Origin of the sequence: Streptomyces humidus (genome assembly GCF_014649655.1) — a bacterium.
Lineage (GTDB): Bacteria > Actinomycetota > Actinomycetes > Streptomycetales > Streptomycetaceae > Streptomyces > Streptomyces humidus.
Genome location: NZ_BMTL01000021.1, coordinates 112,506 through 132,111, shown reverse-complemented (window position 1 = coordinate 132,111; position 19,606 = coordinate 112,506). Strand labels below are relative to the sequence as shown.

18 protein-coding genes and 1 tRNA gene are annotated in these 19,606 nt (G+C 70.8%); 18 read left to right on the top strand and 1 reads right to left on the bottom strand.

Going from position 1 to position 19,606, the window contains the following annotated elements; translation table 11 throughout:
* Window positions 1-38 precede the first annotated feature (38 nt).
* The 9 genes from obgE to IE239_RS24315 all read left to right on the top strand — a co-directional run bounded on the left by obgE (window position 39) and on the right by IE239_RS24315 (window position 12,903).
* Complete coding sequence (gene obgE, locus IE239_RS24355; RefSeq protein ID WP_190151503.1) at window positions 39-1,475, top strand: GTPase ObgE; 1,437 nt, start codon at window positions 39-41, stop codon at window positions 1,473-1,475.
* 753 nt (window positions 1,476-2,228) lie between these two features.
* The gene (locus IE239_RS24350) at window positions 2,229-3,728 is read left to right on the top strand and encodes a bifunctional cytidylyltransferase/SDR family oxidoreductase (RefSeq protein ID WP_190151502.1); all 1,500 of its coding nucleotides are present in this window, start codon (window positions 2,229-2,231) and stop codon (window positions 3,726-3,728) included.
* A 159-nt stretch (window positions 3,729-3,887) separates the two neighbouring features.
* On the top strand, window positions 3,888-5,990 hold the full coding sequence (locus IE239_RS24345; protein ID WP_190151501.1) for a hypothetical protein: 2,103 nt from the start codon (window positions 3,888-3,890) through the stop codon (window positions 5,988-5,990).
* Between the two features lie 179 nt (window positions 5,991-6,169).
* Window positions 6,170-7,399, top strand: a complete 1,230-nt coding sequence (locus IE239_RS24340; protein WP_190151500.1) for a glycosyltransferase family 2 protein — start codon at window positions 6,170-6,172, stop codon at window positions 7,397-7,399.
* Between the two features lie 277 nt (window positions 7,400-7,676).
* Window positions 7,677-8,783, top strand: coding sequence for a glutamate 5-kinase (gene proB / locus IE239_RS24335; protein ID WP_190151552.1), 1,107 nt, complete (start codon window positions 7,677-7,679; stop codon window positions 8,781-8,783).
* A gap of 156 nt (window positions 8,784-8,939) precedes the next feature.
* Window positions 8,940-9,494: a DUF8830 family protein gene (locus IE239_RS24330; RefSeq protein ID WP_190151499.1), complete on the top strand. Its 555-nt coding sequence runs from the start codon at window positions 8,940-8,942 to the stop codon at window positions 9,492-9,494.
* A gap of 216 nt (window positions 9,495-9,710) precedes the next feature.
* Window positions 9,711-10,997: a glutamate-5-semialdehyde dehydrogenase gene (locus IE239_RS24325; protein ID WP_190151498.1), complete on the top strand. Its 1,287-nt coding sequence runs from the start codon at window positions 9,711-9,713 to the stop codon at window positions 10,995-10,997.
* Window positions 10,998-11,133: 136 nt separating this feature from the next.
* A complete protein-coding gene (locus IE239_RS24320) occupies window positions 11,134-11,709 on the top strand; it encodes an SCO2584 family spore wall biosynthesis protein (RefSeq protein ID WP_190151497.1) in 576 nt (191 codons plus the stop codon).
* A gap of 123 nt (window positions 11,710-11,832) precedes the next feature.
* Entirely contained in the window at window positions 11,833-12,903 is a 1,071-nt protein-coding gene (locus IE239_RS24315) for an SCO2583 family membrane protein (protein WP_190151496.1), read from the top strand.
* 109 nt (window positions 12,904-13,012) lie between these two features.
* On the opposite strand, the gene IE239_RS24310 is transcribed toward IE239_RS24315, so the two are convergent.
* Window positions 13,013-14,164, bottom strand: coding sequence for a M48 family metallopeptidase (locus tag IE239_RS24310; RefSeq protein ID WP_190151551.1), 1,152 nt, complete (start codon window positions 14,162-14,164; stop codon window positions 13,013-13,015).
* Window positions 14,165-14,317: 153 nt separating this feature from the next.
* Between IE239_RS24310 and IE239_RS24305 the strand changes: the two genes are divergently transcribed.
* From IE239_RS24305 to IE239_RS24265, 9 genes are all read left to right on the top strand, one after another.
* Window positions 14,318-14,479 (top strand): hypothetical protein, encoded by a 162-nt coding sequence (locus IE239_RS24305; RefSeq protein WP_190151495.1) that lies wholly within the window; start codon window positions 14,318-14,320, stop codon window positions 14,477-14,479.
* Window positions 14,480-14,622: 143 nt separating this feature from the next.
* Window positions 14,623-14,787 carry a hypothetical protein gene (locus tag IE239_RS24300; RefSeq protein ID WP_107450361.1) on the top strand — a complete coding sequence of 55 codons (165 nt, stop codon included), beginning with the start codon at window positions 14,623-14,625 and terminating at the stop codon, window positions 14,785-14,787.
* 97 nt (window positions 14,788-14,884) lie between these two features.
* The gene (gene nadD / locus IE239_RS24295; protein WP_190151494.1) at window positions 14,885-15,511 is read left to right on the top strand and encodes a nicotinate-nucleotide adenylyltransferase; all 627 of its coding nucleotides are present in this window, start codon (window positions 14,885-14,887) and stop codon (window positions 15,509-15,511) included.
* A 16-nt stretch (window positions 15,512-15,527) separates the two neighbouring features.
* Complete coding sequence (locus IE239_RS24290; protein WP_190151493.1) at window positions 15,528-17,354, top strand: LCP family protein; 1,827 nt, start codon at window positions 15,528-15,530, stop codon at window positions 17,352-17,354.
* Between the two features lie 159 nt (window positions 17,355-17,513).
* A complete protein-coding gene (gene rsfS / locus IE239_RS24285) occupies window positions 17,514-17,960 on the top strand; it encodes a ribosome silencing factor (protein WP_069767668.1) in 447 nt (148 codons plus the stop codon).
* Complete coding sequence (locus tag IE239_RS24280) at window positions 17,957-18,631, top strand: histidine phosphatase family protein (RefSeq protein WP_190151492.1); 675 nt, start codon at window positions 17,957-17,959, stop codon at window positions 18,629-18,631. The genes rsfS and IE239_RS24280 overlap by 4 nt, the downstream gene beginning before the upstream one ends.
* Before the next feature lie 94 nt (window positions 18,632-18,725).
* Window positions 18,726-18,798, top strand: a tRNA-Ala gene (locus IE239_RS24275).
* An 87-nt stretch (window positions 18,799-18,885) separates the two neighbouring features.
* Window positions 18,886-19,353, top strand: a complete 468-nt coding sequence (locus IE239_RS24270; protein ID WP_373308138.1) for an MFS transporter — start codon at window positions 18,886-18,888, stop codon at window positions 19,351-19,353.
* Window positions 19,354-19,422: 69 nt separating this feature from the next.
* On the top strand, window positions 19,423-19,605 hold the full coding sequence (locus IE239_RS24265; RefSeq protein ID WP_190151491.1) for a hypothetical protein: 183 nt from the start codon (window positions 19,423-19,425) through the stop codon (window positions 19,603-19,605).
* Window position 19,606: the final 1 nt, after the last annotated feature.

Here is a 19,606-nt window from a genome sequence, read left to right as displayed (position 1 = left end):
CTCGACCCTGACGTTTTCGTAGTGCTGGAGGCACCCACATGACCACCTTCGTGGACCGCGTCGAACTGCATGTCGCCGCGGGTAACGGAGGCCACGGCTGTGCCTCCGTCCACCGTGAGAAGTTCAAGCCGCTCGGCGGCCCCGACGGGGGCAACGGCGGCCGCGGCGGCGATGTGATCCTGGTCGTCGACCAGTCGGTCACCACGCTCCTCGACTACCACCACAAGCCCCACCGCAGCGCCACCAACGGCAAGCCCGGCGAGGGCGGCAACCGCTCCGGCAAGGACGGCCAGGACCTGGTCCTCCCCGTCCCGGACGGCACGGTCGTCCAGGACAAGGCCGGCAACGTGCTGGCAGACCTCGTCGGCCACGGCACCTCGTACGTCGCCGCCCAGGGCGGCCGCGGCGGCCTCGGCAACGCGGCGCTGGCCTCGGCCCGCCGCAAGGCGCCCGGCTTCGCGCTGCTCGGCGAGCCCGGCGGCCTCCAGGACATCGTCCTGGAGCTGAAGACGGTCGCGGACGTGGCCCTCGTCGGCTACCCGAGCGCGGGCAAGTCCTCGCTGATCTCCGTCCTGTCCGCCGCCAAGCCGAAGATCGCGGACTACCCGTTCACGACCCTCGTCCCGAACCTGGGCGTGGTGACGGCCGGCTCCACGGTCTACACCATCGCCGACGTGCCGGGCCTGATCCCGGGCGCCAGCCAGGGCAAGGGCCTCGGCCTGGAGTTCCTGCGCCACGTCGAGCGCTGCAGCGTCCTGGTGCACGTGCTGGACACCGCGACGCTGGAGTCCGAGCGCGACCCGCTCTCCGACCTCGACATCATCGAGGAGGAGCTCAAGCAGTACGGCGGTCTCGGCAACCGGCCGCGGCTCGTGGTGCTCAACAAGATCGACGTGCCGGACGGCAAGGACCTCGCCGAGATGGTCCGCCCGGACCTGGAGGCGCGCGGATACCGCGTCTTCGAGGTGTCCGCGGTCGCCCACATGGGTCTGAAGGAACTGTCCTTCGCCATCGCCGAGATGGTGGCCGCTGCGCGCGCGGCCAAGCCGAAGGAGGAGGCGACCCGGGTCGTCATCCGTCCGAAGGCGGTCGACGACACCGGCTTCACCGTCTCGCTGGAGGAGGACGGCCTCTTCCGCGTCCGGGGCGAGAAGCCCGAACGCTGGGTGCGGCAGACCGACTTCAACAACGACGAGGCCGTCGGCTACCTCGCCGACCGGCTCAACCGCCTCGGTGTCGAGGACGCGTTGATGAAGGCGGGCGCCCGCGGCGGCGACGGCGTCGCCATCGGCCCCGAGGACAACGCCGTCGTCTTCGACTGGGAGCCGTCGGTCACGGCCGGCGCCGAGATGCTCGGCCGCCGGGGCGAGGACCACCGCTTCGAGGCCCCGCGTCCCGCGACCCAGCGCCGCCGGGACAAGCAGGCCGAACGCGACGAGGCGGCCCAGGAGTTCGAGGGTTTCGAGCCTTTCTGACCCCCTCACCGAACGGCCCTCGCCGAACGACGCGTGCGAACGGCGCGTGTCGAACGGTCCCGGCCCGGGGCGATTGTGGGGCGGGCCCCTTCCGGGGGTCCGCCCCACAGGCGTCCCGGGCTCCGTCAGGGGATCCGCCGCCGCCCGAGGTCTCTCAGCGTCCCCTCAGAAACGTCCGCTACCGTGCCTCTGACCACGGAGACGGACCGCCCAGCCGTGACAGTGCACCCGTTTCCGGCTCGGCGAATCATTCTCCTGTGTCGGCGGGACGGAAAATATCCGGGAATCCCGGATACGAATTCCGTGTTCCGTGTTTTTCGACCTCCGGTGCGGGCTGGAATCCGGTCCGGTCGGCGAAGGGACGGCCACGTGTATGAAGAACGCGTGCCGTCCTGTCGTCCCGCACGTGAAGATCTCGGACCGCTCGCGGACGTCCGGTGCGCCACCGGCCGCCGAAGCGGGGCCGTGCGCCCCCGCGTCACCGCCGCCGCGGGAGGTCGCGGCGGCGTCGGCATGCGTCCGGGACCGTTAGAGTCACATCGGTCACCCGGCAATGCGTTACCCATGTGGAGTAACTCACAGGGTTTAAAGGGGTGTCAGCGGGAAGCCGCGCCGACGCCTCGAACATTGGTCAGCACCCCGAGGTGAATGCCGGGTTGCGTGCACATTTGCAGCGAACGGCGCTCACCTTGCATCGCGGTAACCGCAAGTGGGACCATTTCCCCGTCCCTGTCGCCCCAAGGTAGGTCCCCTGTGTCCCAGCACATAGCCAAGCCCCGTACCACCGCAGTGATCCTGGCCGGTGGCACCGGCCAGCGCGTGGGTCTGTCGATCCCCAAGCAGCTGCTGAAGATCGCCGGCAAGGCAGTCATCGAGCACACGCTGACCACCTTCGAGAAGGCGGACTCGGTCGACGACATCATCGTGCTGATGGCGCCCGGTTACGTCCCCGACGTCGAGAAGATCGTTTCCAAGGCGGGCTTCACGAAGGTCCGGGCGATCATCGAGGGCGGCTCCACGCGGAACGAGACCACCGAGCGCGCCATCGCAGCCCTGGGCGAGGGGCTGGCCGACGGCGAGGATCTCAACGTCCTCTTCCACGACGCCGTACGCCCCCTGCTCTCGCGGCGCGTCATCGACGACTGCGTCACGGCCCTGGAGCGCTACCAGGCGGTCGACGTGGCCATTCCGTCCGCGGACACCATCATCGTCACGCGCACGCACGGTGAGGACGGCGAGTTCATCACCGAGATCCCGGACCGCTCCCGGCTGCGCCGCGGCCAGACACCGCAGGCCTTCAAGCTGTCCACCATCCGCCGGGCCTACGAGGTGGCGGCGGGCGACCCCAACTTCCAGGCCACCGACGACTGCACGGTCGTCCTGCGCTACCTGCCGGACGTGCCGATCCACGTCGTCGCGGGCGACGAGTACAACATGAAGGTGACTCAGCCCGTCGACGTCTTCATCGCCGACAAGCTCTTCCAGCTGGCCTCCTCCGCCACCCCCGAGCAGAACGGCGAGGAGGTCTACCGCGAGCTGCTCACCGGCAAGACCGTGGTCGTCTTCGGCGGTTCGTACGGCATCGGCAAGGACATCGCCGAGCTCGCCGAGTCCTACGGAGCCCGGGTCTACGCCCTGGGCCGCTCGACCACCGGCACGCATGTGGAGAACCCGGAGGAGGTCGACGACGCCCTGTCCAAGGCCTACGGGGAGACCGGGCGCATCGACTACGTCGTCAACACCGCCGGAGTGCTCCGCATCGGCAAACTGGCCGAGACCGACAACGCGACCATCGAGGAAGCGCTGAAGGTCAACTACCTGGCGCCGGTGCAGATCGCACGTTCGGCTTACAAGTACCTGGCCGAGACCAAGGGTCAACTGCTGCTGTACACCTCGAGCAGCTACACCCGCGGCCGCGCCGAGTACAGCCTGTACTCCTCGACCAAGGCCGCCATGGTGAATCTCACCCAGGCCCTGTCCGACGAGTGGGCCGGGGACGGCATCCGGGTGAACTGCGTCAACCCCGAGCGCACAGCCACCCCCATGCGGACCAAGGCCTTCGGGCAGGAGCCCGCGGGCAGCCTGCTGTCCTCCGAGGCCGTCGCCCGTACCTCCCTCGACGTGCTTCTCTCCGAGCTGACCGGCCACGTCGTCGACGTCCGTCAGCAGGACCCGACGGCCGCCGCGGGCAAGGCCTCCGGCTTCGAGCAGGCCCTGGCCGGCGTGCTCGACCGCCAGGACGGCGTGGCATAATCGAGATCAAATAGCCATCGAATTTTCAGGCCTCTGTGGCTCCCGGTTTACGGAGAATTCACAGAGGCCTGAATCCGTAAAACTCCCGAAACCTTCGAAAAAGGATTTTCCGGACTTTTTGGCACCTATGACCGGCCCCCTCCCAGAGCAGGTTTCTCCGTGATATCCACCGCTATTCGCGTAGCCCGGGTGGGCAGCGCGGCCGAACTGGCCGCAGCGGTCCTCATGATGCTGGGCTACCCCGGCCTCATGGCGACCGCGCTCGTCCCGAGCGCTCCCGCCTTCGCCGTCGCGGCCGCCGTGACGTACCTGGCGGACCTCTATCTCCACCACAAGCGCAGTCGCCTCATCGGCCTGCTGTCCAAGGTGCGAGCCGGTGCGTCCACCCGGTTCCTGGTCCGCGAACTGCTGCTGATCCTGTTGCTGGCGAGGCTCGACCTCTCGCGGGAGCCGGTCTTCTACGCGGCGATCGCGTGCTTCACGGTGTTCTTCGGCCTGCAGGCGCCGCACGGCGCGCTGGTCACCCTGATCGGCAAGCGCCGTCAGATGCCGGTCGCGACCCGGAACGTCGACCTGGTCTCCCGGCTGCGCATCCCGGACGCCCCGCCGCGTCTGCTGCTGAGCCGCGCCACGGTGAAGATGCTCCACCTCGACCTCGCGGCCGTCGTGGGCCTGCTCGTCTGCGCCATGGGCGACTCGGTGCGCCCGGGCTTCGCCGGCATCGCCGTCACCCTGGGCCTCGGTGCGCTGTACGTCCTCGCGCTGGTGCCGTATCTGCGGGGCAGGCGGCTCCCGCCGAAGGCTCCCAAGGTGCTGGCCACGGTCAGCTCCTGGCTGCGCGAGTACCGGCCCGAGGTGGTCCTGTACTTCTCCGGCTCCGACGACTCCGCCTACCAGGTCAACATGTGGCTGGAGACCATGGAGCAGATGGAGGCCCGGTCGTTGGTGATCCTGCGTGAGCGCGCCGTCCTGGAGAAGATGGCGCCCACGTCGGTCCCGGTCATCTGCGTGCCCGGGGGGGTGCACCTGATGAACCTGGACCTGTCCATGGTGCGGGTCGCGTTGTACTGCGCGAACGTCGGCAAGAACATCCACCTGCTGCGCGTGCCGACGATGAAGCACGTCTTCATCGGCCACGGCGACAGCGACAAGGCCGCCAGCGTCAACCCGTTCAGCAAGGTCTACGACGAGGTGTGGGTCGCCGGCCGCGCGGGCCGCGACCGTTACGCCATCGCCGACGTCGGCATCCGCGACGAGGACGTCGTGGAGGTCGGCCGTCCGCAGCTGGCGTCCATCAGGCCGGGCGACGGCGTGCCCGCGGACCGCGTCCCGACGGTGCTGTACGCGCCCACCTGGGAGGGCTGGGACGACAACCCGGGCAACACCTCGCTCCTGCTGGCCGGCGAGAACATCGTCAGGAAGCTGGTATCCGCCGAGCCCCCGGTCCGCGTCCTGTACAAGCCGCACCCGTTCACCGGCACCCGCAGCGCCAAGGCCGGCGCCGCGCACCGGCGGATCATCGCTCTGATCAAGAAGGCCGCCGCCGAGCGCGCGAGCGACCCGCGCTTCACCGCGGACCCGGCCGCCCAGGCCAGGGCCAAGGCCGAGCTGACCCGGCTCAAGACCCGCCTGGACGGTCTCTCGCTCGCCTTCGACGAGCGGGCCGACGAGGCTGTGACCAGCCGCGACGGCATCGTCGACGTCCGCAAGCACCAGGAGGCCGCCCGGCTGCGCGCCGAGTGGAACGAGACCTACTGGCGCTCGTTCCCCTCGTACGAGCACCGGGTGATCACCGGCGCCTCACCGCATCTGTACGACTGCTTCAACGCCTCCGAGGCGATGGTCTCCGACATCTCCAGCGTGGTCTCCGACTTCATCGCGAGCGGGAAGCCCTGTGCGGTCACGGACTCCGCGGAGCTGGGCGCGGAGGAGTTCAGGCGGCAGAACACCGCGGTGCGCGCCGCGGTGATCCTCGGCAACGACGCAGCCGAGCTGGACCGGCTTCTGGACGCCGTGCGGGACCCGGCCGGCGACCCGCTGGCGAAGGACCGTGACGAGCTCAAGGAGTACCTGCTCGGACCGGACGAGCCCACCTCCCTGGCACGGTTCGACATCGCCGTCGCCGACCTCGCGCTGAAGGCCGAGGCGCGCAACGTGGGCCAGGTGTCCCTCGTGGTCGCGCCGGACGACATGCCGGACGGCGAGACGAGCGCCGAGGCGGACGGCGAGGCCGCGCGGACCAGGGACGTCACCACCGCCTGACACACGCGTCGCCGCGGGCCGGGTCTTCGGGAGAGAATTCCTCCGGAGGCCCGGCCTTCGGTGCATCCTGTGATGTGGAACACGTGGTGCGGCGCAGGCAACCCTTCCCGTTCACCCACCGTCTTTCGGGTGTCCAAAGCATTTCCGTGTCGGGGAACCGCGCGTGATGAGAGGGAACAGTGACCGTTGCGCAGCCTGACGTCACGGTGGTCATCGGGGCGTACGAAGCGATGCCGTATCTAGTGGAGTGCCTGGCATCGGTCGAGGCCCAGACCCTGGACCCGGCCCGCATCGAGGTCATAGCGGTCGACGACGGATCACGGGACGGCACCGGGGACTGCCTGGAGGAGTTCGCCGCCCGCGCCCCCATGGACGTCACGGTGATCCGCCAGGCCAACTCGGGTGGCCCCAGCGGCCCGCGCAACGTCGGCCTGTCCAAGGCCACCGGGCGCTACGTCTTCTTCCTCGACGCCGACGACCGGCTCGGTGCGGAGGCCCTGGAGCGCATGGTCGCCATGGCCGACAAGAACGGCACGGACGTGGTCCTCGGCCGGGTCGAGGGCGTCAACCGCACGCCGCCCAGGTCGATGTGGGGCGAGACGCTCGACCGGACGGACGTCTACTCGTCCAACATCAAGTTCACGCTCAGCGCGCAGAAGCTGTTCCGCCGGGAGTTCCTGGAGCGGCACGGCATGCGCTTCGACGAGTCGCTGTGGACCGGCGAGGACGCGCTGTTCACGATGGAGGCGTATCTGCGGGCCGACGGGGTCTCCGTGGTCGCCGACTACACCTGCTACTACCTGGTCGGCCGCAGCGACGGCAAGCACGTGACGAAGAGCGGCAGCTACACCCTGCGCTTCGACTCCGCGCGTGCCCTGATGGGCCTGCTGGAGCGGCTGGTCCCGCCCGGCCCCAAGCGTGACGTGCTCATGGTCCGCCCGTTCCTGGTCACCGTGCTGCCGCAGTTCGGTCCCGTCTTCCTCAGGAACGACGAGGAGATTCGGCGCACCAAGCTGGAGCTGGCCAAACCGCTGATGGACGCCTACTGGAACGAAGGGGTCGCCCAGCGTCTCCTGGTCCACGAGCGGCTGCGTCTGGAGCTGGTGGCCCGCGGCCGCGCCGACCTCCTCGTGGACGTCCTGGAGTTCATCCAGGCCAAGAGCAAGCCTGCCCCCGTCCTGAAGAAGCGCGGCACCCAGCTCTACCTGGCCTACCCGCACTACGGCTCCCCGGAGGCCGGCGTCCCCGACCGGATCTACCTGGCCGAGCCCCGCGAGGCCAAGGCGTACCCGGGGTGGCGCAAGAACCCCACCGAGACCTTCCTGCGCGGCTTCGTCCGCAAGGTCCGCCGCAAGGCGAGCCGCGTGCGCCGCACGGCGCGTCCCGGCGGCGGCGCGGCGGCGGCCTGAGCCGCCGCCGCGCGGCGGCAGGCGAGCCGTCGTCGGCGATCCGTGACCGCCCTTCCCGCTGGACCCGGCCCGCACGCAGGGGGAGACGCCGTCGTCGGGCGTTCTCCTCGCCGCGGTCAGGGCGTGAGCGAATCGGCTCCGCGGGCGTATCCGTCCGTGCAGTGAAACCCCTGCGCGGCCCGCGCCCACGTTCGCGTAGATTGCCGGAAAGGGGGCCGTGGACAGCCGTGGACCTATGCGAGGAGCGCAGAACAAGGTGGCAGGGGCAAGGCAGGCCGTGGGCGAAGCCCGCAGGATCGTCGTCAAGGTCGGCTCCTCGTCGCTGACCACCGCCGCCGGCGGACTCGACGCCGACCGGGTCGACGCGCTCGTCGACGTCCTCGCCAAGAGCCGCAGCGGAGGGGAGAAGGAGGTCGTCCTCGTCTCGTCCGGTGCGATCGCGGCCGGACTCGCCCCGCTGGGCCTGCGGCGCCGGCCCAAGGACCTGGCCCGCCAGCAGGCAGCCGCCAGCGTCGGCCAGGGACTGCTGGTGGCCCGCTACACCGCCTCCTTCGCCCGCTACGGCGTCCGTGTCGGGCAGGTGCTGCTGACCAGCGACGACATGAGCCGGCGTGCCCACCACCGCAACGCCTCCCGCACCCTCGACAAGCTCCTGGCGATGGGCGCGTTCCCGATCGTCAATGAGAACGACACCGTCGCCACCGACGAGATCCGCTTCGGCGACAACGACCGGCTCGCCGCCCTCGTCGCCCACCTCGTCCACGCCGACCTGCTGGTCCTGCTGTCCGACGTCGACGGCGTCTACGACGGCGACCCCAGCAGGCCGGGCACCTCGCGGATCGCCGAGGTGCGGGCCCCGGAGGACCTCGCGCACGTCGAGATCGGCAGCGCCGGCAAGGCGGGCGTCGGAACCGGCGGCATGGTCACCAAGGTCGAGGCCGCCCGGATCGCGGCGGCCGCCGGCATCCCCGTGGTCCTCACCAGCGCCGTCCACGCGGCCGACGCCTTCGCCGGCGGGGACACCGGCACCTTCTTCCACGCCACCGGCAAACGCTCGGCCCACCGGCTGCTGTGGCTGCAGCACGCGTCCGCCCCGCAGGGGTCGCTGACGCTGGACGACGGCGCGGTGCGCGCGGTCGTCGAACGGCGCACCTCGCTGCTGCCCGCCGGGATCGCCTCCGTCGAGGGCGAGTTCGTCGCCGGCGACCCCGTGGAACTGCGCGACGCCCGGGGGCGCGCGGTGGCCCGCGGCCTCGTCAACTTCGACGCCAAAGAGATCCCCCAGCTGATCGGGCGGTCCACCCGGGAGCTGGCCCGGGAGCTCGGCGCGGAGTACGAGCGCGAGGTCGTCCACCGGGACGACCTGGTGATCCTGCACCCGTAAACGCGCTCGAACGGGCCGTACCGGTGGGGGACGTTCCGTGAAACCGCCCCACGGAGCCGTGCGGCCTGCTCAACTTTGTCTCAGGAACAGACCGCGCGAGTCCGGTGGGCGAGCGCGGTACACGATCCGCACGAGCGCTGCGAAAAGGAGGCCTTCGTGAGACGAGTGCGCCCTGGGGTGGCAGCGGCCCGTGGGAGTGCCGGCGGGGCCGGCGGGACGGCGTCACGCACGGCCGGGCCGGCGTCGTCGCGGACCGCGGGTGCGCCGGCGCGCGCGCCCGGCGAGGAGCGCGCCCTGACCAGCGTGGCGGCCGGGGAGACGTACGGGGCGCGGGAGGCCGCCGAGCCGAAGGGCGGGCAGCCCGTGGACGTCCCCCGGCTGTGGCATGTGACCCTGAGCGTCTCCGGTGAGCAGGCCCCGCTGACGGAGGTCCGGCGCGCTCTCGAACAGCTCGCTCACGACCACCCCTTCCTCCTGACCAGCAGATACGCGGGCGACCACGCCGAGATCCGGTACTGGGAGGAGGCCCGCGACCTGCACGACGCGGCCGCCGTCGCCCTGCGTCTGTGGGGTGAGCACCGTCAGACCGCCGGGCTTCCGCCGTGGGAGATCGTCGGCCTGGAGGTCATCGACCGCCAGACCTACCAGCAGCGCATCGCCGAGGGCTACGGCCCGGCCCCGGCGACCCCGGTCGGGGTCCACCCCTACTGAGTCCCGTCGCCGGTTGCCCGTCCCCGGTTCCCTGTGGCCGGTCGCCCCTGGCGCGAGCCGTCGCGGGACGTGTCCCGTGCTCGGGATGCGCGGGGTGATCGCGGTGCTCGGGGCGCCGGGCGTCAGCGGCATCCGGGCTGTCTCAGGGTGTCTCGGGGGATCTCGGGGTGTGGACCGAACGGAGATCGGGCCGGGGCGGCGCACTACCCTTCCCTTATGACCACGCTCTCGCCGTACGACTCCATGTCCCCGGTCACCCGCGCCGCCTACCGTGCCAAGGCGGCCGCCGCCGACCTCGCGCCGCTGCCGCGTGCCGTGAAGGACGACGCGCTGCTCGCCATCGCGGACGCGCTGGAGGTCCGCACGAGCGAAATCATCGAGGCCAACGCCAAGGACATCGCCAAGGCCCGGGAGGCCGGCACCAGCGATGCCATCGTCGACCGGCTGACCCTGACCCCGGAGCGGGTCCGGGCCATCGCCTCGGACGTGCGGGACGTCGTCGCCCTGCCCGACCCCGTCGGCGAGGTCGTCCGGGGTTCCACCCTTCCCAACGGCATCGACCTGCGCCAGGTCCGGGTCCCGCTCGGCGTCGTCGGCATCATCTACGAGGCCCGTCCGAACGTCACCGTGGACGCCGCCGCACTCTGCCTGAAGTCCGGCAACGCGGTGCTGCTGCGGGGCTCGTCCTCCGCCTACGAGTCCAACACCGCCCTGGTCAGGGTGGTCCGCGACGCCGTCGGCGGGGCCGGACTGCCCGCCGACGCCGTGCAGCTGGTGCCCGGTGAGGGCCGCGAGAGCGTCGGCGAGCTGATGCGGGCCCGTGGACTGGTCGACGTCCTCATCCCGCGAGGCGGCGCCTCCCTGATCCGCACCGTGGTCACCGAGTCCACCGTCCCGGTCATCGAGACAGGCACCGGCAACTGCCACGTCTACGTCGACGCCCACGCCGACCTCGACATGGCGATCGACATCCTGATCAACTCCAAGGCGCACCGGGTCAGCGTCTGCAACGCCGCCGAGACCCTTCTGGTCCACCAGGACATCGCCCCCGAGTTCCTGCCGCGCGCCCTCGACGCCCTCGCCGAGGCGGGCGTGACGGTCCACGCCGACGAGCGCGTGCTGGCGTACGCCGAGGACTCCAAGGCGACCGTCGTGGAGGCCACCCCGGAAGACTGGGAGACCGAGTACCTCTCCTACGACATCGCCGCCGCCGTCGTCGACTCGCTGGACAAGGCCGTCGAGCACATCCGGCTGTGGACCTCGGGTCACACCGAGGCGATCGTCACCACCTCGCAGCAGGCGGCCCGCCGGTTCACCCAGTTGGTCGATTCCACCACGGTGGCCGTGAACGCCTCCACCCGCTTCACCGACGGCGGCCAGTTCGGCTTCGGCGCGGAGATCGGCATCTCCACCCAGAAGCTGCACGCCCGGGGCCCGATGGGCCTGCCGGAACTGACCAGCACCAAGTACATCGTCACCGGCGACGGGCACGTACGGCGCTGACAGCGGCCCTCGGGCCCGGTTGGTCGAACCCGGCCGGTCGGGCCCGGTCGCCGACCGGCCGTGACCGGCGTCTCATCCGGCGGACGATTTTCCCTGTCGTCTGCCCAAACCGACCCCCCAGGTCTACTCTGGAACCGTGCCGGAGGACGTGGGGGGTTTGCCGTTCCCTGACGGCTGGGAGCCCGACGACGATCACGACCGCGGGGTGTCGGACGAAGAGTTCGCCTCCGTGGTCTTCGACGAGGCCTTCGTACAGGCGGCCGTGGTGCACGAGCCGACCGCCGTCGAACGTCTCCTGGCCGCCGCGGAGGCGAGAGCCAGGGCCTCCGAGGCAGAGGCCCGCCGAGCCCGCGCCAGAGGCGACCGCTATGACGACCTCTACGGGGCCGGCGGTTTCGGCCATGATCCCGACCTCGACGATCCGGACGAGGCCGACCACCCCGAAGCCTGGGAAGGACGCTTCGGCGGTCCCGGCGCGTACGGCAAGCAGGTTCGCTGGCACCGCGCGGTGGCCTGGATGCTCGCCCTCGTGATGGGTATCGGGATGGTCGCGCTCGCCTTCGCCGCGGTCTACCGGGGCGGGTCCTCGGGCAGCCGGGACCAGCTGCCGCAGCCCGCCACGACCGGCCTCGAACAGGGGACCGTGCCACCCCCCTCCGCATCCGCCGACTCTTTCCGGCCACCCGTCTCCGCGGTCCCTCGCACCCCCTGAACGCATGTGCGAGACAGGGCCGCGAGAAGGCCCTGCTGCCAGGGATGAAGCTGGTGAGTACCTGTCAGAAGTTGCGGTACGGCGGGGCGTTTACGCGAGCTCCGCGCGACCTACTCTGAAAGTATGGCCGGGCCTGGAGACCCACCGGAGGGGACACCCGAAGGCACTTCCGGAGGTGGAGAGGACGAGTACCGATCCGTCGTCTTCGACGAATCGTTCGTCCGCGCTGCCCGTATCCAGGAGTACTCCGCCCAGGAGCGTCTGACCGACCATGCGCCCGCCGTCCGCCGTCGTCCGCCCCTGCGTCGGGGGCTGTCCCGGCAGGTGCTGATCCTGGTCCTGCTGATCGCCGTCGCCTTCGGCACGGCCGTCTACATGGGCCTGCGCAGCCCCTACCCGAACCAGGCGGCCCGCCCGGCGGTCGAGCCCCTGCGGATGACCGTCATCCCACTCTCCCCCCAGGGCGTCGTGCCCGGGGCGGCCGCCCCCGAAGCGCTGTTCGCACACAGCCCGGCCGCACAGTTCCGCGTCGGCGCCGAGGGCGTCACGCTGCCCGCCTCCCGGCGGACCGCGCACTTCTCCGAAAGCCAGGTGGTCACCGCCCTGACCACGGCCAAGGACTACATCGTGCACTCCTCCCTCTATCCGGAGGTGCTCACCGGGCAGCAGGTGCGACCCGTGCGCGCCCTGGTCGACGCCGACCAGCTCGACCAGTTCGACGAGAGCTTCAGCCGCCCGACCGCCGACGGGCGGCACGCTCCGACCGGCTGGCTGGTCCGCTTCGACCCGGCCCGGGTGGAGCTGGCCGACACCAGGATCCGCGTCCAGGGCACCCTGCAGGCCGTCGAGGCCGCCGCCTCGACCCTCGAGGTGACCGCCGACCACACCTTCGTCTACGCCCTGCGCCCCACCGGTGCGCGGACGGGCACCGCGGCGTCCCTCTTCACCGTCCGTCGCGAGCTGCACTTCCGCTTCGACCGCACCGACCTGCGCACCCACCAGGTCCAGCTGAGCACGTCCTACGTGCAGGCCGGACCGCTCTCCTGCGCCGAGGACTCCACGAACCACCTGCGTCCCCTGCTCGCCGGCCAGACCGCGAAGGCGGGCGGCCCGGCCGGCACGGACCCCTACGCGACCGGCGACGCGACGGCTCTGTGCGGCGCCCTGGCGACCAGCGCCCAACCGAAGATCTGACCCCACGCCCCGGGCCCCGGTCGTGGGTCACGGCCCGAGGGCCGCCGACCGCCGTAGGCAGGGGGCATGCCCGGCGCACGTGCGGGGCGCTGGCCGTCCCGAGGACCCCTCAGGTCGCGTCGCGCGGAGGCGTGTCCGCCGGCCCGCCGGTGTCATCCGTGCTGCCGGCACGGTCCGAGCCGTCGCGCGGCGTCGAGCCGCCGGACGAACCAGGGCCGGTGAACCCGCCGAAACCGCGCCTCACCCTGCCGCCCAGGTCGCCCGCCCCGCCGGCTATGTCGCTGACCAGCTTCATCAGCGGGTCCTTGGAGCTCTTGACGCTGTTCGCGTAGTGGGCTGCCGACTCGCGGAAGGAGTCCGTGACCGAGGTGTCCTTGTCCTCGCCGCGCCGCGGGTAGTGACCGTCCATGATCCGCTGATGGTCGCGGGACTCCGCCCACTTCTTCAGCTCGGCCGCGCGGACGGCGGAGAAGGGGTGGGTACGGGGCAGCACGTTGAGGATCTTCAGCACCGAGTCGCGCAGGTCCCCGGAGGCCTCGTACTCCTCCGCCTGCTGCAGGAACGCGTCCACGTTCATCTCGTGCAGATGATTGCCGCCGGCGATCTTCATGAGCCCGCGCATCGAAGCCTTCAGGTCCTGGCCGACGAGAAGACCCGCGCGGTCTGCGGACAGCTCCGACTTGCGGAACCACTCGCGCAGCGCCGTCACGATCGCCATGATCGCGAGGTTGCCCAGGGGGATCCAGGCGACCCGGACCGCCAGATTGGTCAGGAACAGCAGGATCGTGCGGTACACGGCGTGCCCGGACAGGGCGTGGCCCACCTCGTGCCCGACGACCGCGCGCATCTCCTCCTCGTCCAGGAGCTCGACGAGACCGGTGGTGACGACGATGATCGGTTCGTCCAGACCGATGCACATCGCGTTGGGCTGCGGATCCTGGTTGACGTACATGGGCGGGACCTTCTCCAGGTCCAGGATGTGACAGGCGTCCCGCAGCATGTCGTCGAGGTGCGCGAACTGCTGGTCGGACACCCGAACGGAGTCGGACAGGAACAGCAGCCTCAGACTCCGCTCGGGCAGCAGCCCGCTGAGCGCCTTGAACACCGTGTCGAAGCCGCTCAGCTTGCGCAGCGCCACCAGCGCGGAGCGGTCCGCCGGGTGCTCGTACGCACGCGAGGAGATTCCCGGGAAGCGCCTGCGCCGCCTGCTCGGCGCCTTCTCGTGACCGGCGCCGTGCTGCTCGTTGCCTGCGTCCGACATGTCTTCCCCCATGTGCGTCTGTGTGGCTGTGCGTCTGTGTGGCCTTTGCCCGACCCTTTGCGGACCCTTGTGCGGCCCTTTGCGCCCCAGAAGCAGAACCCCGCCCGGGCGGAGTTACCGTGGACGGGCACTACACCTGAGGAGTCCACCGCCATGGAGCACCACCCCGCAGCCGACTGGCTCGCCCAAGCCGCCGGCGCCGCCCAGCAGCAGGGGGCGGGGAATCTGCTCCGCGTCGTACTGATCGTGATGATCCTGGGCTGTGTGCTCACCGCGTGGTTCCTGCTGCGGGGGTACAAGCGGAAAGACGACTGAGCCGTCGCGAAGGTTCCCGATGGCGGAGTCGGCGTGATCGCCGCCGAGGCTCACGCTTACCATGGGCCGACGTCGTTTCCCGCCCTCCCCCACTCTCGCCTCCGGTCGAGCGGGGGACCTCCATCGGATAGGTCCTGCCGAAGATGAGCCTTCACAGCGCCGCTGCCCAGTTGGTCACCCTCGCCGCCGAGGGCGAGGAGCACGGTGGCAACCACGAGAGCCTGAGCCCCCTGGTCACCGGTGGCAGCGCGTTCCTCATCCTGCTTCTCCTGCTGTGGATCACCACCCGCTTCAACCGCGACCGCTGAGACGGCACATGTTCACCGACGGGCAGTCCGGCATAGCGGGACGCTCCGGGCGACCGCCGGCCGGGGCCCCGGGACCGGGCCGGTAGGGTCTGCACGCATGGGAGAGCAGGACATGCCTACCGGCCCGAGGAACCCCGGCAAGCGCCGCCTCGGCGTCATGGGCGGAACATTCGATCCGATCCACCACGGACACCTCGTGGCGGCCAGTGAGGTCGCCGCGCGGTTCCACCTGGACGAGGTCGTGTTCGTCCCGACCGGGCAGCCGTGGCAGAAGAGCCACCGCAGTGTCTCCCCGGCCGAGGACCGCTATCTGATGACGGTCATCGCGACCGCCGAGAACCCGCAGTTCTCGGTCAGCCGCATCGACATCGACCGCGGCGGACCCACCTACACCGTGGACACCCTTCGTGACCTGCGGGCCCTCAACCCGGACACGGACCTCTTCTTCATCACGGGCGCCGACGCCCTGGGCCAGATCCTGACCTGGCGGGACAGCGAGGAACTCTTCGCCCTCGCGCACTTCGTCGGCGTGACCCGGCCCGGGCACAACCTCATGGACCCCGGCCTGCCCGAGGGGGGAGTCTCGCTCGTCGAGGTCCCCGCCCTCGCCATCTCCTCGACGGACTGCCGTGCGAGAGTCGCCAAGGGCGACCCCGTCTGGTACCTGGTGCCCGACGGAGTCGTGCGCTACATCGACAAGCGCGAGCTGTACCGCGGCGAGTGAGCCGAGAGGGGTACCGGTGAACGACCGATACGACGCGGGGTACGGGGACGACCAGTACGAACTCGTCGGCTACGACGAGTACGGGCAGCCCGTCTACCGACAGGTCCCGCAGGTCCCGCTCCAGCAGATGCCGCAGCAGTCCTACGACTACGGGCACCAAGGGCAGCAGGAACACCAAGGGCAACACGGACAGCAGGGGCAGCACGGGCAGCAGGGATACGGCTACGACCCGTACGCCACGGGCGGGCAGCAGCAGACACCCGCCTACGACCCGTACGACACCGGTCGGCAGGCGGACGCCTCCGGTTACGACACGGGCCGGCACGCCTCCGCCGGCTACGACCCCTACGGCACCGCCGCCCAGGCGCCGTACGACCCCTACGGCCAGACCGCCCCCGGTGGACAGCAGCCCCGGGTCGAGCAGCCCCGTGCCGCCGAGCAGACCGCGTACATCCCCCAGCAGGCCGGTCCCGTCGAGACCGGGCCCGCCGAGGCGGCCCGCGAAGCCGATGACCCGGCGTCCCGCGCGCGCGACACGTCCGACGCCTCCGCGGGGGAGCAGGGTGATTACCACACCGAGCAGTTCGCGTTCGTCGAGGAGCAGGGCGGTGACTCCGAGGACGTCATCGACTGGCTGAACTTCACCGAGAACCGCACCGAGCGCCGCGAGGAGGCCAAGCGTCGCGCCCGCAGCCGCGTCGTCGCCCTCGCCGTGGTGCTCGCGCTGGCCGCGGCCGGCGGAGTGGGCTACCTCGGGTTCGCCGGCAAGCTGCCCGGGCTGTCGTCGTCCTCGGACACGGACGCCAAGTCCCCGACCGCCGGCGCCCAGAAGCGTGACGTGGTCGTCGTCCACCTGCACAACACCGCGGGGGGCGGCACCTCCACGGTGCTGCTCGTCGACAACACCACGACCAAGCAGGCCACCACGGTCCTGCTGCCCAACTCCCTCGTCCTCACGAACGACGACGGCGCTACGACGACCCTCGCCAAGTCCGTCGACGACGACGGCTCCGCCGGCACGCGCGACGCGCTGGACACGGTTCTCGGCACCAGCATCGAGGGCACCTGGCGGCTCGACACCCCCTATCTGCAGAACCTCGTCGACCTCGTCGGCAACATCGAGGTCGACACCGACGCGGCCGTGCCCGACCCCGCGGCCAAGAAGGGCCAGGCCCCGCTCGTCGCCAAGGGCGCGGACCAGACCCTCAGTGGCAAGATGGCCGTCGCCTATGCCACCTACCGTGCCCCGGGCGAGGCCCAGAACGCCCAGCTGAAGCGGTTCGGCCAGGTCATGCAGGGCGTGCTGCGCAAGGTGTCGTCCGACGCGCAGGCGGCGACCGTCACCGTCCAGACGCTGGCCCAGATCCTCGATCCCTCCCTCACGGACAAGGACCTGGGGGCCTTCCTCGCCCGACTCGCCGACCTCGCCAAGGGCGGCGACTACAAGACGGCCCTGCTTCCGGTCCAGAACGACGGCACGCTCAGCGCAGCGGCCGGCGCGAGCGTCGTCAAGGACGTCCTCGGCGGCACCGCGAAGAGCCCCGACAAGGACGCCGGCGTCAGCGTGTCCGTCCAGAACGCCAGCGGCGACAAGGCCGACACCGAGGACGCGCGCGTGGTCCTTCTCAACGGAGGCTTCACCTTCCTGGAGGCCGGCAGCCCGTCGGGCACCGAGGCTGCTTCCCAGGTGTTCTACGCCGACCCCGCCGAGAAGGAGAACGCCTCCGAGGTGGCCAAGACCCTGGGCCTGGACGCCGATGCCGTGAAGAAGGGCGCCGTCTCCGGGAACGCCGACGTGGCGGTCGTCCTGGGCGAGGACTACAAGCCGTCCGCGCGCGGGTGAGCCGTCCGCGCGGTCCGGGAGGCGCCCGCTTCATGCGGGCGGGAGGAGGCGCGGGGGCCGTACGGAGGCGTTCCCCACGTGATCCGCTCATCACGTGGGGTGGCGTCGGCGGTCCGTGAGACCCTTGGGGACAAGTGTCCGCCGACGGAAAGCCACGTAGTGACCGCCACCGACCGCTCCATCGAGCTCATCCAGACCGCCGCCCAGGCGGCTGCCGACAAGCTCGCGCACGACATCATCGCCTACGACGTCAGCGACGTGCTGTCGATCACGGACGCCTTCCTGCTGGCCTCCGCCCCCAACGACCGCCAGGTCAAGTCGATCGTCGACGAGATCGAGGAGCGCCTCCAGAAGGAACTCGGCGCCAAGCCGGTACGCCGTGAGGGAGACCGCGACGCCCGCTGGATCCTGCTCGACTACGTCGACATCGTCGTACACGTCCAGCACAGCGAGGAGCGTGTCTTCTACGCCCTCGAGCGGCTGTGGAAGGACTGCCCCGAGCTGGAGCTGCCCGCCGACGCCCGGGCGACCCGCGGCAAGGCCCAGGAGCACGCCAAGCTGCAGGCCGAGGAGGACGCCGACGCCGGATTCGGGGAGCTGCGGTGACTTCCCGCGCGCAGACCGCCGCGTCCCGTGAGCCGGGGCGCGGTCGCCGCGTCATCCTCTGGCGGCACGGCCAGACCGCCTGGAACGTGGAGCGCCGCTTCCAGGGCACCACGGATGTCGAGCTGACCGAGACCGGCGTGGCCCAGGCCCGCCGCGCAGCTCGGCTGCTGGCCTCCCTCCAGCCCGACGCGATCGTCGCCTCGGACCTGTCCCGGGCCGCGAAGACGGCCGCCGAACTGGCCGCGCTCACCGGCCTGGCCGTCTCCCACGACGAAGCCCTGCGCGAGACGTACGCGGGTTCCTGGCAGGGGCTGACGCACGAGGAGATCATCGCCCGCCACGGTGCGGAGTACACGGCGTGGAAGCGCGGTGAGCCGGTCCGCCGCGGCGGCGGCGAATTGGAGACCGAGGTGGCCGACCGGGCCGCCCCGGTCGTGCTGCGGCACGCCGAGAAACTGGCCGAGGACGGGACGCTCGTCGTCGTCAGCCACGGCGGCACCATCCGCACCACCATCGGCCGTCTCCTCGGCCTGGAGGCGCACAACTGGGAGAGCCTCGGCGGTCTCTCCAACTGCTGCTGGTCGGTCCTCGGCGAGGGCGCGCGCGGCTGGCGTCTGCTGGAGCACAACGCCGGAACCCTGCCCGAGCCGGTGCTCGGCGACGACGACTGAGCGGCCGTCCGGCCCGCGGGGACCGGATTTCACTTTCCGGCAGGTCGCAGGCTAAAGTTCTTCTTGTTCGCACCGCCGAGCGGGAAGAACACGAGGGGCTATAGCTCAGTTGGTAGAGCGCCTGCATGGCATGCAGGAGGTCAGGAGTTCAATTCTCCTTAGCTCCACAGATCGAACCGGCCGAGATCGGCTCACGAAGATCCCGTCCCCCAGGGGGCGGGATCTTTTGTTTCGTCTCCTTCCGCGGCGGAGTCGTGCGCCGTGCCGTCTCCTCGTCGTCCGGCGTGCAGGTCGCCTGGCGCAGGTGCCCGCGCCGCCGGCCGCCCTCGCCGACGGCGGCCGGACTCGTGCTCACCGTGCTGTCCGCGACCGGTGTGGGACCGGCCTTCAAGGGCGGTGGCCACGGGGACGGGTGGCTGTTCGTCGCGTTCGCCGGCGTGGGCGTCGGACTCGCGCTCGCCTTCAGCCCCACGCTGACCGGGGCCCTGGCGGCGGTGCGGCCCGAGGACGCGGCGGACGCCGGCGGACTGCTCGCCACGGTCACCCGGCTCGGGCAGCTGATCGGTGTGGCGGTCTTCGGCACACTGTTATTCGACCGGCTTGAGTCACTTGGGGTCCCGGGGGCGTATACCTCTGCGGAAGCGCTTCTCACATGCATGTTCGCGCTCGCTACGACAGCAGCCATCGGTGCCGTGTCCGGACTGGTACTGAGGCGTCGCTGACCGTATTGGTCCGGCCGTGGCAGAATCAAACGGCCGGAAGGGGGCGCGGCCCGACGGGAGGGAGTAGCGATGCCTGCGAGCATCCTCGGAGAGGTCGGCCACCTCTCCGAAGTGGCGTTGACACGGGACAAGGCCACCCGGCTCAACTGCCCCTCCTGCCCCTTCTGCGGTTCCGGCCATGTGGCTCTGGTGCTCGGCGACAACGGCGGGGCTTCCTACGTGTGCACGGCCTGCGGCCACAGCTGGAGCTGAT